Annotated in this window: 10 protein-coding genes; 6 read left to right on the top strand and 4 right to left on the bottom strand. The window is 57.1% G+C overall.

What is annotated here, in order from left to right; all coding sequences use genetic code 11:
• Positions 1-15: 15 nt before the first annotated feature.
• Complete coding sequence (locus tag QA646_RS25740) at positions 16-1,506, top strand: aldehyde dehydrogenase family protein (protein ID WP_283059562.1); 1,491 nt, start codon at positions 16-18, stop codon at positions 1,504-1,506.
• Between the two features lie 246 nt (positions 1,507-1,752).
• Here the strand turns inward: QA646_RS25740 and QA646_RS25735 are convergent, their stop codons facing one another.
• From QA646_RS25735 to QA646_RS25720, 4 genes are all read right to left on the bottom strand, one after another.
• On the bottom strand, positions 1,753-3,990 hold the full coding sequence (locus QA646_RS25735; RefSeq protein WP_283059561.1) for a HAMP domain-containing methyl-accepting chemotaxis protein: 2,238 nt from the start codon (positions 3,988-3,990) through the stop codon (positions 1,753-1,755).
• A 165-nt stretch (positions 3,991-4,155) separates the two neighbouring features.
• On the bottom strand, positions 4,156-5,277 hold the full coding sequence (locus QA646_RS25730; RefSeq protein ID WP_283059560.1) for a tyramine oxidase subunit B: 1,122 nt from the start codon (positions 5,275-5,277) through the stop codon (positions 4,156-4,158).
• 54 nt (positions 5,278-5,331) lie between these two features.
• A complete protein-coding gene (locus QA646_RS25725) occupies positions 5,332-6,606 on the bottom strand; it encodes an enolase C-terminal domain-like protein (protein ID WP_283059559.1) in 1,275 nt (424 codons plus the stop codon).
• Position 6,607: 1 nt separating this feature from the next.
• Positions 6,608-8,017 carry a DUF4147 domain-containing protein gene (locus tag QA646_RS25720; RefSeq protein ID WP_283059558.1) on the bottom strand — a complete coding sequence of 470 codons (1,410 nt, stop codon included), beginning with the start codon at positions 8,015-8,017 and terminating at the stop codon, positions 6,608-6,610.
• Positions 8,018-8,279: 262 nt separating this feature from the next.
• On the opposite strand from QA646_RS25720, the gene QA646_RS25715 reads away from it, so the two are divergent.
• The 5 genes from QA646_RS25715 (at position 8,280) to QA646_RS25695 (ending at position 13,745) form a co-directional block, all read left to right on the top strand.
• Positions 8,280-8,948: a GntR family transcriptional regulator gene (locus QA646_RS25715; RefSeq protein ID WP_283059557.1), complete on the top strand. Its 669-nt coding sequence runs from the start codon at positions 8,280-8,282 to the stop codon at positions 8,946-8,948.
• A 596-nt stretch (positions 8,949-9,544) separates the two neighbouring features.
• The gene (locus tag QA646_RS25710; protein WP_283059556.1) at positions 9,545-10,579 is read left to right on the top strand and encodes an amino acid ABC transporter substrate-binding protein; all 1,035 of its coding nucleotides are present in this window, start codon (positions 9,545-9,547) and stop codon (positions 10,577-10,579) included.
• A gap of 162 nt (positions 10,580-10,741) precedes the next feature.
• Positions 10,742-11,797, top strand: a complete 1,056-nt coding sequence (locus QA646_RS25705) for an ABC transporter permease subunit (protein WP_283059555.1) — start codon at positions 10,742-10,744, stop codon at positions 11,795-11,797.
• Positions 11,794-12,891: an amino acid ABC transporter permease gene (locus tag QA646_RS25700; RefSeq protein WP_283059554.1), complete on the top strand. Its 1,098-nt coding sequence runs from the start codon at positions 11,794-11,796 to the stop codon at positions 12,889-12,891. The genes QA646_RS25705 and QA646_RS25700 overlap by 4 nt, the downstream gene beginning before the upstream one ends.
• A 107-nt stretch (positions 12,892-12,998) precedes the next feature.
• A complete protein-coding gene (locus QA646_RS25695; protein WP_283059553.1) occupies positions 12,999-13,745 on the top strand; it encodes an amino acid ABC transporter ATP-binding protein in 747 nt (248 codons plus the stop codon).
• Positions 13,746-13,748: the final 3 nt, after the last annotated feature.

Here is a 13,748-nt window from a genome sequence, read left to right as displayed (position 1 = left end):
TCGGATGGAGTTATCATGCACGACAAGCTTTATATCGACGGAAAATGGGTTGCCCCTCTGAAGGGCGGAAAGGCGGATGTCATCAATCCCGCCACCGAGGAGGTCATTCAGCAGATTGCAACGGCGACCGAGGAAGACGTCGATCTCGCCGTGAAGGCCGCACGCCGCGCCTTTGACAAGGATGGCTGGCCGAAGCTCTCCGGCGCCGAGCGAGCGAAATATCTTCGCGCTATCGCGAGCGGCATCCGAACCAACCAGGCCGGGATCGCCCGGCTGGAAGTGCTCGACAACGGCAAGCCTTTCCCGGAGGCGGACTGGGATATCGCCGATGCCGCTGGTTGCTTCGATTTCTATGCTGGTTTGGCCGAGGAATTCGACACGAAATCCGCTGAAACCATCGTGCTGAGCGACTCACGTTTCACTGCAAGGGCGGTCAAGGAGCCAATGGGCGTCGTCGGCGCCATCGTGCCCTGGAACTATCCGCTGCTCATGGCATCCTGGAAGGTCGCGCCCGCGCTTGCTGCCGGCTGCACGGTCGTTCTGAAGCCTGCCGAACTCACCTCGCTGACGGCGCTGGAACTGGCTGACATCGCCGACAAGGCCGGCCTGCCGGCGGGTGTGCTCAATGTCCTGACCGGGGCTGGATCCGTCGCGGGACAGGCGATTGTCGAGCACCCGTTGGTGGACAAGCTGGCCTTCACCGGCTCAGGCCCCGTTGGCTCGAGAATAATGACTGAGGCCGCACGCGACATAAAGCGCATCAGTCTCGAGCTTGGCGGCAAGTCACCCCTCGTCGTCTTCAACGATGCCGACGTTGAACAAGCCGTCGAGTGGATCATGTTCGGCATCTTCTGGAACCAGGGTCAGGTCTGTTCCGCCACCTCCCGCGTCCTGGTGCAGGATGGCGTCTATGACAAGGTGCTCGCCTGCCTGGTCGAGGAAACGAAAAAGATCACCATCGGCAACGGGCTTGATGATGGCATCTTGCTCGGCCCGCTGGTTTCGGAACGGCAATATTCAAACGTCGTTCGCGACATCGAAAAGGCGAAGGCAGCAGGTGCGTCAATTGCCTGCGGCGGCAAGCGTCCGGATGGCTTTGGCAAGGGCTATTATCTCGAACCGACGATTTTGACAGATGTGCCGCTCGACAGTGAGGCCTGGAACGAAGAAATCTTCGGACCCGTCGTCTGCATCCGATCCTTCTCCACCGAAGAGGAAGCAATTGCGCTCGCCAATGACAGCCGTTTCGGCCTGGCTGCAGCGGTGATGTCGACGGATCATGAGCGCGCCGAGCGTGTCGCTGCGGCCTTCCGCGCGGGCATCGTTTGGATCAACTGCTCGCAGCCAACCTTTACCGAGGCGCCGTGGGGCGGCTACAAGCAGTCCGGCATCGGACGAGAGCTCGGCCGCTGGGGCTTTGAGAACTATCTCGAGACCAAGCAGATCACGCGTTTCGTCAGTGAAGAGCCATGGGGCTGGTACATCAAGCCGAAGGTCGGCGCGTAAACTCGATCGAGATTGCCGCCACCGGTGCGCCGGGGCGGCATTAGGCGTACCATCATGGAGGCGCTGGCGACGGGGTATCCATCAAGGCCGCGATCAATGCATATCCGAACGTCCGACCGCCGAGATCGGCGGTCTTGGCTTGGACTACGGGTGCTGTGGTCAACTGTAAATGTCGACTTACGGATCTGGACAAGTTTTCACCACTGCTTTCCAAGCACGGGAACGCTCTTGGCCAGTTGGGGGATATCAGGCGACTTTTGCATGCGCAGTCGTTGCGCCATCGCTCAGTTCGAATTGACTGATGAGATGCAGGAGGTGAGTTGCTTCACTCGCCAAAGTCTTGCAGGCAGCAGTGGATTCCTCGGCAAGCGCCGCTGTCTGCTGAGTCGACAGGTCGATTTCCCTGATCGTTGAGCTGAACTCTCCAAGGTGCGTCGCCTGATTGGAAGCGGTAGACGCGATATTGGAAACGACAGATCTGATGAGATCGATTTGACTTGCAATCTTCTTCAACAGTTCGCCGGTGGAGCTGACAAGCTGTGTCCCGCGCTCGACACGACGCGATGAGGTGTTAATCAACTCCTTGATTTCTTTGGCAGCTGCCGCCGACCGCTGCGCCAGTGCACGAACCTCGGAGGCCACGACGGCGAAACCCTTTCCGGCGTCGCCGGCCCTTGACGCCTCGACACCGGCGTTCAGGGCGAGAAGATTGGTCTGAAAGGCGATTTCGTCGATGACATTGACGATATTGGCAATTTGCAACGAAGATTCTTCAATCTCGCCCATGCCGGAAATCGCTTGAGACACGATCTCGTCGGAGGAGGAAGCCGTGGCGTGCACTTCGGCTACGATCGTATTGGCTTTGCTTGCAGCCTCGGCCGTGCGATTGACGTCCGTCGAGACTGCGCCCAGCGTATTGACAGCGCCTTCCAGGATGATGGCCTGATGCTCGGTCCGCGTGGCGAGCGAATCCATTGCACTGCTCATTTCGCTGGCAATGGAAGATATCGAGTTTGCCTGCGTGGCGAATGTCAGGACGGTGTCCTTCAACTGCGCCACAGCGTCATTGAAGTCGTCCTTCAATTTTTGGTAGTCTGCTGGGAAGTCCATGACAATCTTGTGAGACAGAATACCGTTGGCAAGCGCGGAAAGACTATTGCCAATTTCGGTGACGACCCCAGCTTGGACGCGCAGTCGCTGCAGCCGATCGCTTTCCATAAGCCTGCGTTCACTATCCGCTTCAGCCTCGGTTCTTCGAGCGTCTTCTTCCGCAACCCTTTTAGCGATGGCATTATCCCTGAAGACGACCACTGCACGGGACATATCTCCGACTTCGTCGGCGCGGGTTGTTCCGAACACCTCGCCGTTGGTGTCTCCGGAGGCCAACCTTTTCATTTCGGAAACCAACCGGACGATTGGCCGGGAGATGGAGCGGGAAGCGACGACCGCCAGAAGAAGCGCGGCCAGAGCGGTCAGGACTGATATGGCGAGGATTTTCCAAAGCATGTCGATGGCCGGAGCGAAAATCGACGCGGTCGGTTCGACGGCAATGATGGACCAGTTCTGCCCACCCCACGATAGAGGCTCGGAAGCCGCCATTACGTCCCGGTTGTTATAAGAGTTGAAAGAGATTCCCGGCCTAAGCAAACTCTCGTCGATCGACAAGGACGTACCCTTGCTGTCGGAGAAACGGGATGTTGAGCGCGCCAAACCATCCGTGCCGGCAACAAGCGCTTCACCCTCAACACTAAAGCCGGAGCTGTCATGCATGATCGCATCAACGGCGGCGGAACTCATGGCGACAAGCAGTGTACCGCCGCGCTCGTCGGGGATTAGTGCGTTGGCGACGGCAACCGCGAAATAGGCAACCCCAGGCCCGGTGCTCGAAGGAGGCGTGAAATCTGTCATCACAGCGCCCGTTTGCTTCTCGGAAAGTTCAATGGCTTTGGCAAAAGGACTGTCTGGCTGAACCGCGCCGAGTCGATCCTGCCCTGTGCTGTAGATGAGCTCGCCTTTAGCATTGACGAAAATAATATTCGCATAGCCGTGTTCAGTACCGAGAGCTTTCAGCCAAGGGTCGACGTTTTTGTAAGTCCCGAGATAAAACTGCGCTTTCGCCGTATTCCCGGCCTCCAAATCCTTGCTTGCAGCCTTCAGGTCCGACAACGCCGTCATCTGATCTGGAGGTAGTATCTTGTAGCCCGTAACCATGTTGTCGAACGCTTTTACGAGCGCTGGGTTGACGGCCAAGGCTTCGATGTCGAGCTTTGATGTATTGAGCTTCGTCGCCAATATGTCCCGTTTTGTGCTCGCTATATATTCAAGATGAGTTCCGATCAGGTATTTGGTCGTCGATAACGAAGTAAGGCTCGCATAACCGGCGACGGTGCCGCAGGCAAGTATTGCGACCCCAACCATCAATGCTGGAACTTTCCGGCTTATCCTCCAGTTCAACTTGGCCATGAGTTTGGTGCCCAGCTTCATTGTCGCTCTCCGTCAATCGAAGCTTAAATATTGCCCAGGTTAGTTAAATAGAAATTAATGTCGACATTCTGTCGTCATTTGTTGTGCAAGCCAGCCTGGCATGTAAGCAGCCAAAATAGGCCTGCCGGGCAAACCAGGCCCGGCAGGTGATGTCATCTTTGCCGCTTAAGCCTGGTTTGGCTTCTCCCACAGGTTCAGCGACTGACCGATGCCGTTCTTCAAGGCAGTCTGGTAACATTCATAGCCCCAGCTAATATCGAAGACGGCCATACCGCAGGCAATGAAGATGACGCGGTCCTTGGGTGTTTCACGACCGGGCTTCTTGCCGTTGACCACGTCACCGAGGCCGGTCGAATCGTTGAGTGCCGGCAGTTTTCCGGCATCGATCAGGCGGAAGAAGGGGCCGCCGATGACGCCGCCATAATAGGCGTCCTTATTGCCCGAGGCGACGGCATCCTCGACATAGGCTTCCTGCAGTGCGGTGTGGTCGTAGACGATCTTGGCGCTGGTGAGAAAGCTTTCCTCAGTATTGAAAGGCCCGGAAACAAGGATGGTGGCGCCTTCCTTGATCCATTCGTCATTGAAGAAAAGCGGCTTGAGGCGCGAGGCAGCAACGGTGACCACATCCGCACCACGGAAGCCAGCCTCCGGATCATCGACGCCGACGGCTGTGACCCCGTAGGTTTCGCTGACCCAGCCAGCGAATTCATTCGCCTTGTCGAGGAAGATGTCGAAGCAGACGACCTTCTCGACCATCTTGAGCTGGGTCATGATCGCCGAAAAGCAGGCCTTGTTGATCGGCCCGCAGCCGATCACCGAAACGACCTTCGAATCCGGATTGGCGAGGTGCTTTGCAGCCACGCCGGGCACGCCCCCGGTGCGCGCGGCGCTCAAGAGATTTGCCGACAAGAGGGCGAGCGGCGCACCGGTATCCTTGTCGTTCAACATCATGATCAGGACGGAGCGCGGCAGGCCCTTTGAGGCATTGGCATGATTGGAACCATACCATTTGTTGCCGCAGACATCGAAACGCCCGCCCAGATAGCCCGGCATGGCGGCGAAACGACGGTCCGGGCCGGCAACCGGCATGTTGGGAAACCTTGTCTCCTTCGGGAACACGATGTTCAGGCCGTGGCTGTTATGGTTGGCGCCACCCATGAGGTAGTCGCCTTCGCCGAGCAGGCTGAAGGTTTCCTCACAAACGGAGACGCAGCGTTCCGCATCCAGAACGCCTGCTGCTATCATGTCGGGTTCTGAGAGGTAGAGAAAATCGATCCTGGGATACATTGGAGGTAGCCTTCTTGAATGAACGTGGAATTGTTTCGCGACCTTTGTCCGGGCTCAGAAGCGGAGAAGGGGTTTGATGTCGTAGAGCCGGCAACCGGGGCTTCGGGCATTCGCGCGCATCAAGAAGTTCAGTTTCTCGATGCGTTCGCCGGAGCGCGGCGCGCCGTTTTTCTGGAAGGGAACCTGCAGTCCCACCGAGAAATCCATCACGACGTCATCTACCACGCCGCCAGAACGACCGGACGGCACAGCGATCATCCCGTGCTCGGATGCAAAGCGATAGGCGTCCATCGCCTCGGTGATGGTGCCTACCTGATTGGGCTTCAGGATAAAGCCGTCGACGGCATGTGTTTCATGCGCGCGACGCAGCAGGGGCAGGCTCGTGACCGTGAGATCATCGCCAAGGATGATCGTTCGGGGCAGTTCCTGCACAGCCTTCTGGTATCCCTCCCAGTCATTCTCATCGAGGAGGTCCTCGATGAAGACGAAATCGAAGGACTCCGTGAGTTTCCGGACGTAGGCAATCAGCGCACTGGAGCTCACGCGCTCGCCCTTCAGAAGATAGGTCCGGGTCGTCGCGTCATATATCTCGCTCGAGGCGCAATCGAGCGCGAAGGAAATCCTGCCGCGATACCCGCACTCATCGATCGCCCTGCGCATCATGGAGAGGATGACGGCCGGATCTTCCGAAGGTGCAGCATAGCCGTAAGAGCTAGCCACCTGCGGCTTGTGGCCGAGGTAAGCGGTCAGCACGTCGTTGAGACGATGGAACACCGCCACGGCCATTTCGACGGCCTCGTCGATACTGTCCGCTCCATGGGGGACGATTAGGAACTCATTGAACGGCTGAATGAAATTTTCGTAGCGGCCGCCATTAATAACATTGAAACAGGGCACCGGGACGGTTTTGATATCGCCGCCGGCGATGTGATTATAGAGCGGAATGCGCTGCGAAGCCGCTGCCGCGCGCAAGGCGGCGATCGACGCCGAGTAGATGGTGTTGCCGCCGAGATTGCGCTTATCCGGCGTGCCGTCGAGCGCGATCATCTTTTCGTCGATGGCCCGTTGATCGAAAACATTCATGCCGATGAGGGCAGGGCCGATGATGTTCACGGCCTTGGCCACCGCCTTATGAACGCTTAGGCCGTTGTAACTTGCCGGGTCGCCATCACGCAGTACGAACGCTTCATACATGCCGACGGATGTGCCGGTTGGCGCGGCACCCAGGCCGATGGCGCCGCTTTCGGTACGGATTTCCACTTCGACGGCTGGGCGGCACTTGCAGTCTATGATCTGCTGCGCGCGAAGAGATACGATCTTGTCCTGCATCTCATGTACCTCGCTTGATATCCGGAACGTAGAGAATTGTGAGGTCGCAGAGATTAGTGCCGGTGTTGCCGGTGAAGACGGCCGAGGAAACGGCATCGAGTGCTTCGAAGCAGCTATGGTCTCGCAGGGCCTGGAAGAGGTTTATCCCCTTATTCGCTGCAGCCTTCACGGTGACCGAGTCCGTGATGCCGCCCGCCACGCGCGTCGTCCCGTCGGTGCCCTCGGTATCGACCGACAGCAAGCAGGCGCCCGGCGCCTTCGCGGCGGTGATGGCAAAGCTCACGGCCATTTCCTGACCTGGTCCGCCATGACCGCGGATGACGCTGTTGTCCTCGATGAGGGTCGTGACCTCCCCGGAACTCAGGAGTACGCAGGGCGGCTTTATCGGGTTGCCGTAGGTCTGGATTTCTCGTGCGATCGAGGCGAAGAAGGTTCCGGCGTCACGCGCTTCGCCCTCGAGAAAGGACGAAACGATCATGGCCGGAATGCCCATCTCCTCGCAGATTTCCCTGGCGTAGACGCACGAGTCCGGCAGCGTGTTTAGAAGGAAATAGGTGTTGTCCGGAAAGGCCTTCGGCGTCTCGGCTTCAGGTCCCGCATTCATCAGGTAGTCGACCACCGTTTTCGGCAGGCGCTCGGCAACGTTGCGGTTGATGATCGTCGCACGCGCATCGTCGAGTGTCGTCGGGTCCGGCCCGATGGGCGTGCTTTTGTAGGCGGCATAGGGCACGGCAATGTCGCCCGTTGCCGGATTGCCCACCGCATCGCTGATGCCGAAGCCGATGAGTTCCGCACCCACGTCCTGGATGCGCTTCGCCAGCATGCCGCCGTTGAGCGCGGAAATATGCCGTCGGATTGCGTTGATCTCGTAGATGCCGGCACCGGATTTCAGGAGGACATCCGTTGCGTCAATCTCGTCCTGAAGGCTGATCCCATCGATAGGGCAGGACATCAGCGCTGAGCTTCCACCGCTAATCACGCAAATAAAGAGGTCGTCGGGACCTGATTGGTCGACGATCTCGATAATCTTTTTCGATGCCCTATGGCCGTCTTCATTCGGAAGCGGATGGCCGCCCACGAAGACCTCGGTCCTGTTGAAGCGATCCGCTTCCTCAAGCACCTTCACGATGGCGATGCCCTTGGTCAGCCTTTCGCCCAGTACGTGATCCACGGCCATGGCCATGTGATTACAGGCCTTGCCGGCACCGAAGAGATAGACATTGCGCTTCTTCGACAGGTCCCAGGAGCGCGTACCAATATGCAGCACGCTCCCTTCCATCCGCATGATGGCTCTCATACGGCGGTAACTATCCAGCCGGTCGAGCGTCCGGTCGGCGATCTCGAGCACGATCTGCCGCGAGGAGCGATCTCCCCCTGACAGTATTTCATCTGCGTTTCGTATCTTCTTCATTGTTGGACACTCAGTTGCTGCGTTGCGCGCCTGGAGGAGCGAAGGACGCAAGGGGTTGTCCGCTACCGGGCGCTTCCCTGGCGGTCAGAAATAACGGTCGATCTGATTTCGGCGGCTCATGCGAGGGAGCCGGTGAAGGGCAACATACGCAAAAGGGCTATTGTCGACAATAGCCCTTTTAAGATATTTTTTGCCTGGTCTTCTTGTTCCGTCCCGGTCCAAGGCGATAAACAGATGGAAACGCGGCCGACGAGGCATCACGATGGATCGAACGAAACTTCCCAAAATTGAAAAAATGCCGGCCGACGTGCGGGCGCTTAATGTTTTGCGCAGCAAGATCATCGACGGTTCGATTCCGGCCGGGGCTCGGCTGACGGAAGTGCAGATTTCAGACGAAATGGGGCTTTCTCGCGCGACCGTACGCACCGCACTTCACCAGTTGGCGCAAGAGGGGTTGGTCAGTCTCGTCCCGTATACAGGTTGGACGGTCGTCAAGCTGTCGCGACAAGATATCTGGGAACTCTACACGCTGCGCGGGGCGGTGGAGCGGCTCGCAGCCGCGCTCGCGGCGAAAAGTGCCGACAATGCGTTGATCGATGGTGTTCGGGAGGCGTTTTCCGTGTTGGAAAGTGCCTGCGGTGACAACGATCCAGACGCAATAGCCGAAGCCGATTTCGGTTTCCACAAGGCGATCGTCGATGCTTCCGGACACTCCCGGCTGCGGTCGCAATATAGCCTGATCGAACAACAGATCAGAGTTTACATCCGTTCCAGCGATGCGCTTATTTCTGACCCTAAGGAAATCCTGGGTCAGCATCGGCCGATCTTGGATGCCGTCATGGCTGGGGATTCGTCTCTGGCGGGCGATTTGTCCGAAGGACATAATCTTCACGAAGGCGAAAAGCTCACCGCATCAATGCTGCCCTCTTGATGCGCTTTCACTAACCAAGAGCTTCTGGCAGGCGAAAAGTCAGCAACCCCCGCGAAATCGGTTGAGTACACTCATCACGCTTTAGGCCTCATCGTCTGAGCATGCTAACGTTCGGCCTGGCAAAAAATTTGACACATATATGACAAGTGACATAAGATAAATTGCCGCCGGAGAGCCTGCGGTGTTTTGCTCTTGACTCATGCTGGCACGGCGGTGATACTTAGGTGTCGACATGGAGACGACAAGAGTGGAGGAAAAATAGTGCTTGACATTGTCGACATTAGAACGACTATCTTTGCAAGTCGACATTAGAACGACAAAGATTGGCTCAGCCAACATTGGGAACTGCGCTCGAGGCGCCTGTAATGGGAATCATAAAAGAACTCTCTTCGAACGAGGGCTTTGCCGCAGCTTGTCTGGGAAGGCGATTAGCTTTGCTTGGAACGAGGTTCTGACTGATCGACGCCGATCAAAGGTCCGCGCCCGGTAGGCCGGTAGCGGCTTGGGACCGGTGGGGAAGTGGAGGCTCACAGCATCGAAGCTTCCGCTGCTGGCAAGTCAAAATAATTTTAACAACCAACAGAGGATGGAATCTAATGAAAAGTGCCTTGAAGCTCGCAATTGCGCTTCTTTCGTTCGCGGCAGCTATGCCGCATGCTGCTTCGGCAGCCCCAGGGGATACGTTGAAGGCCGTGCAGGCTCGCGGTGCCCTCAATTGCACGTCGAGCGACGGCAATTTCGAAGGCTTTGCAGAAGTTGATGCCCAGGGAAAATGGCACGGTATGGATATTGACTACTGCCGCGCCGTCGCGACCGCAATTTTTGGCAACGACGACAAGCTAAAGCTCATTCCGATCAGTTGGGCACAACGTTTCCCGTCCCTTCAGTCGGGTGACCTCGATCTGGTCATCAAGGCCACTGGTTGGTTGATGAGCCGTGACACCGAACTCGGGCTGCAGTTCTCGATGCCCTATTTCATCGGGGTTACCCAGTTCATGGCGCACAAGGATCTGAAGGCTAAGTCACTTGCCGATCTTGCAGGCGGCACAGTCTGCCTTGCCGGCGGTACGAGCACGGAAAAGCTGGTGAGCGACTACATCAAGGAAAAGAAATACGACATCAAGGTCGTGACCTTCGAAAAGAATACCGAAGCTACCGCTGCCTATTTCGCAAACCGTTGCGACGCTTACTCGGAATGGGGTCCGATCGTTGCGGCAACCCGCGCAACGTCTGCCGACCCGGACAATCATGACATCCTTTCCGATGCGCTGTCGCTGGAGCCGGAAGCGGTTGTCATGCGCCAGGGCGACGATTCCTGGGTCGATCTCGTAAACTGGGTCATCGCCTCGCAGCGTATCGCCGAAGAAAATGGCGTCACCAGCAAAAATATCGATGAGATGAAGGCAAACCCGCCGAACACAGTGGTCGGCAAGCTTCTCGGCGTTACCCCGGGCATCGGCGCTCGCCTCGGCCTCAAGGACGACTGGGCCTATAACGTGATCAAGAAGCTCGGCAATGCCGAGGAGATGTACAATCGCAACTTCGGCACGGAGTCGCGCTACAAGCTGCCGCGTGGCCTCAACTCTCCGTGGAACAAGGGCGGCGTCTTCTTCCCGCCGGTTCTTGATTAAGGATAACGCTCCCCGCCGGATGCAATATCCGGCGGGGCTTTCGGAACAGGCCCCTTGTCGAGGCACAACGGAAACGGAACCATGACTTCCTTGTTCGGAAACCGGAAACGGCGGGATTTGGCCCTCCAAGGCCTGTTTGTCACGTGTATCGCCGCCATTTTAATGATCGGCATCACAACTACCCATCGCAACCTGGAAATCCAGGGTGTCAGCATGGGCTGGAGCTTTCTGGATTACTCGACCGGTTCTTCAATCGCTTTCAGTCTAATTGATTATGATATCAATTCCAGCTTCGCACGGGCATTGCTCGTTGGGTTCATCAACACGCTGTTCCTCGGCGTCATATCGGTCTCGCTTGCGGTCCTTTTGGGCACTGTCATCGGCACTGCTAGGCTTTCCGGCCACCGGCTGCTGAACTTTATCGCAGCCTTGTATGTGCAGATATTTCGCAATATCCCACTGATTCTTCAGGCCTTCTTTTGGTACGCGATCTTCGCCAACTTTCCGTCTCCTCGGGCAGCAATCGCATTGCCGGGCAGTGTTTTCGTATCGAACCGTGGCATTTTCTTCCCAAGGCTGAACGTGGAGCCGTGGCATTTCGCTATTGCTCTCATCGTATTCGTTCTGGGTTCGGTCATCGCCATCGGCTGGGCAAGGCGAAAAGGCCAGGGATCATCGCTTATCGGTGTCGTTGTTGCTCTGGCCGTTGCGGTGCTGATCGCCGCTGCAGGCCGTATCGCCGGCACGCCGCTCTTCGACCTGCCGCAGCCAAGTGGGCTGCGCTTCATGGGCGGTATGACACTGATACCGGAACTCGGCGCGGCGATTGTCGCAATCTCGCTCTTCGGGGCTTCTTATGTGGCTGAAATCGTGCGTGCAGGGTTTCTGGCCATTCCCGTTGGCGTGATCGAGGCTGCATGTGCACTCGGCCTCAACGGCTGGCATGTGTTCTGGCGCATTCGTCTCCCATTGATGATCCGCAAGATTTTGCCGACTATGACCAACCAGATCATCTGGCTGATGAAGGCGACAACGATCGGCATCGCGATCGGTTTCCCGGATTATTTCGGTGTCGTCGCCAACTCCATCAATCACTCTGGCCAGACCATTACGCTGATTTTCCTGCTCATCATCGGTTTCTGGGCCATCAACATGAGCATCTCGTTCGCCATGAACGCGATCAACCGGGCGCTTGCCCTGCCGGGACACAAAAAATGAAAGTGGAGACAATGACAGCCACCACCGACATTCAAGCGCCTGCTTTGAACGGCAACTTCGTCAGAGACGTCAAGCGCGATTATTTCTCCTCGGTCGGACGCACAATTCTGACCGTCACCTGCTTGGCATTGATCCTCTACACGATCTGGTTCCTGGTGAACTGGGGATTGATCAACGCTGTTTGGTTCGGTACGCCCGAGGATTGTCACAAGGCTGCCGGCGCATGCTGGGCTGTCATCACCGATCGCTATCGTCTGATCTTCTTCGGCCTCTATCCCTACGAGGAGCAATGGCGCTCGGCCCTCGCCTGCGTTGCGATCCTCGTAACGGTCGTGCTTTCCTGCGTGCCCTTCTTCTGGTCGGCAAAGCGTCTGCCGGTTCTCTGGATTGTCGGCTATGGCCTGTTTTACTTTCTGATGAGGGGAGGGGTTTTCGGTATGCCGACCGTGCTGGAGACCCAGTGGGGCGGGTTGGCACTCACGGTATTCGTCTTCTCTTCGACTGTCGTCATCGGCATGCCGCTTGCCATCGTTTTAGCGCTTCTTCGACGGTCCAGGCTTCCAGTTATCGCGACGATCACGGCCCTGTTCATCGACGGCGTTCGCTCGTTGCCTCTCCTGTCCATTCTATTCACGGCAGCAATCATCCTTCCGTTCGCCTTGCCGGACTTCTTGGTCGGGGACAAGCTCTACCGCGTGATCGTCGGTGCCGCGCTGTTCTTCGCCGTCTATCAGGCAGAAATCATCCGAAGCGGCATCCAGTCGTTGGCGGCTGGTCAGGAAGAGGCGGCGACCGCGCTCGGCCTCAACTACTGGCAGACGACCACCCGCATAGTCTTGCCGCAGGCCTTCCGTTTCGCCCTGCCGCCGACGATCAATCAAGTGGTAATCGCCTTTATGGAGACGGCGCTGATCGTCATTCTCGGCTTTTTCGAAATCACGGCGTCCGGCAATGCTGCCTTTTCGGCTGGCGGATGGAACACGTTCCATATCGAAGTCTACAGCTTTGTGGCGATGATCTACTTCGTCTTCACCTTCTCGCTCTCGCGATACGGAAGTTATCTCGAGCACACGATGAAGCGGTCGTCTCGCTAAGTCGCATGAGCATCCAAGAGCCGACTTAGCTGCAACAGAGCAGCGTACCGAATGCAGATGCCGGCCACCCCTTCAGGTTTCGCCGCAGGTTTCAAGGAGTAAGAAAGATGACGAAAACGACGATTGCGATCGAAGTCGAGCGTCTTGCAAAATTCTACGGCACGCATCAGGTGCTGCATGATGTAAGTCTTACCGTCAAGTCGGGCGAGAAAATCGTCGTTTGCGGACCTTCGGGGTCCGGCAAATCGACATTCATTCGTTGCATCAACAAGCTTGAAGATCATCAGAGTGGAATGATCCGCGTGCTTGGCACCGAACTCAACGATCAGATTGATAACATCAACGAAATTCGCCGAGAAGTCGGTATGGTATTTCAGCACTTCAACCTCTTTCCGCATCTTTCCGTGCTGGAAAATTGCGTATTGGCGCCAATGCTGGTTCGTAAGGTCGACCGGAAAACGGCCGAGCAACAGGCCATGGCATACCTCGAACGCGTCAAAATTCCTCAGAAGGCTCGCAATTACCCTGGCGAACTCTCCGGTGGCCAGCAGCAGCGCGTAGCCATTGCCCGCGCACTTTGCATGAAGCCGGAAATCATGTTGTTCGATGAGCCGACCTCGGCACTCGATCCGGAAATGATTTCTGAAGTCCTCGACGTCATGATCGAACTTGCTCAGGGCGGCATGACCATGGTGTGCGTGACCCACGAAATGGGATTTGCGCGCAAAGTGGCGGATCGTGTGATCTTCATGGATCAGGGCCGCGTTGTGGAAGATGCCCCGCCTGCCGATTTCTTTGACAACCCGCAACACGAGCGTTCGAAACTCTTTCTGAGTCAGATTCTCGGGCATTGAGAG

The organism is Rhizobium sp. CB3090, from assembly GCF_029714285.1.
Lineage (GTDB): Bacteria > Pseudomonadota > Alphaproteobacteria > Rhizobiales > Rhizobiaceae > Rhizobium.
Note: the sequence above shows the minus strand (reverse complement) of the source record. Positions and strands in the feature narration are given on the sequence as shown.

Coding starts and splice junctions, on each gene's coding strand:
- QA646_RS25705 (WP_283059555.1), top strand. CDS start 10,742: ATGATCGGCATCACAACTACCCATCGCAACCTGGAAATCCAGGGTGTC.
- QA646_RS25710 (WP_283059556.1), top strand. CDS start 9,545: ATGAAAAGTGCCTTGAAGCTCGCAATTGCGCTTCTTTCGTTCGCGGCA.
- QA646_RS25720 (WP_283059558.1), bottom strand. CDS start 8,017: ATGAAGAAGATACGAAACGCAGATGAAATACTGTCAGGGGGAGATCGC.
- QA646_RS25730 (WP_283059560.1), bottom strand. CDS start 5,277: ATGTATCCCAGGATCGATTTTCTCTACCTCTCAGAACCCGACATGATA.
- QA646_RS25735 (WP_283059561.1), bottom strand. CDS start 3,990: ATGAAGCTGGGCACCAAACTCATGGCCAAGTTGAACTGGAGGATAAGC.
- QA646_RS25740 (WP_283059562.1), top strand. CDS start 16: ATGCACGACAAGCTTTATATCGACGGAAAATGGGTTGCCCCTCTGAAG.
- QA646_RS25700 (WP_283059554.1), top strand. CDS start 11,794: ATGAAAGTGGAGACAATGACAGCCACCACCGACATTCAAGCGCCTGCT.
- QA646_RS25695 (WP_283059553.1), top strand. CDS start 12,999: ATGACGAAAACGACGATTGCGATCGAAGTCGAGCGTCTTGCAAAATTC.
- QA646_RS25725 (WP_283059559.1), bottom strand. CDS start 6,606: ATGCAGGACAAGATCGTATCTCTTCGCGCGCAGCAGATCATAGACTGC.
- QA646_RS25715 (WP_283059557.1), top strand. CDS start 8,280: ATGGATCGAACGAAACTTCCCAAAATTGAAAAAATGCCGGCCGACGTG.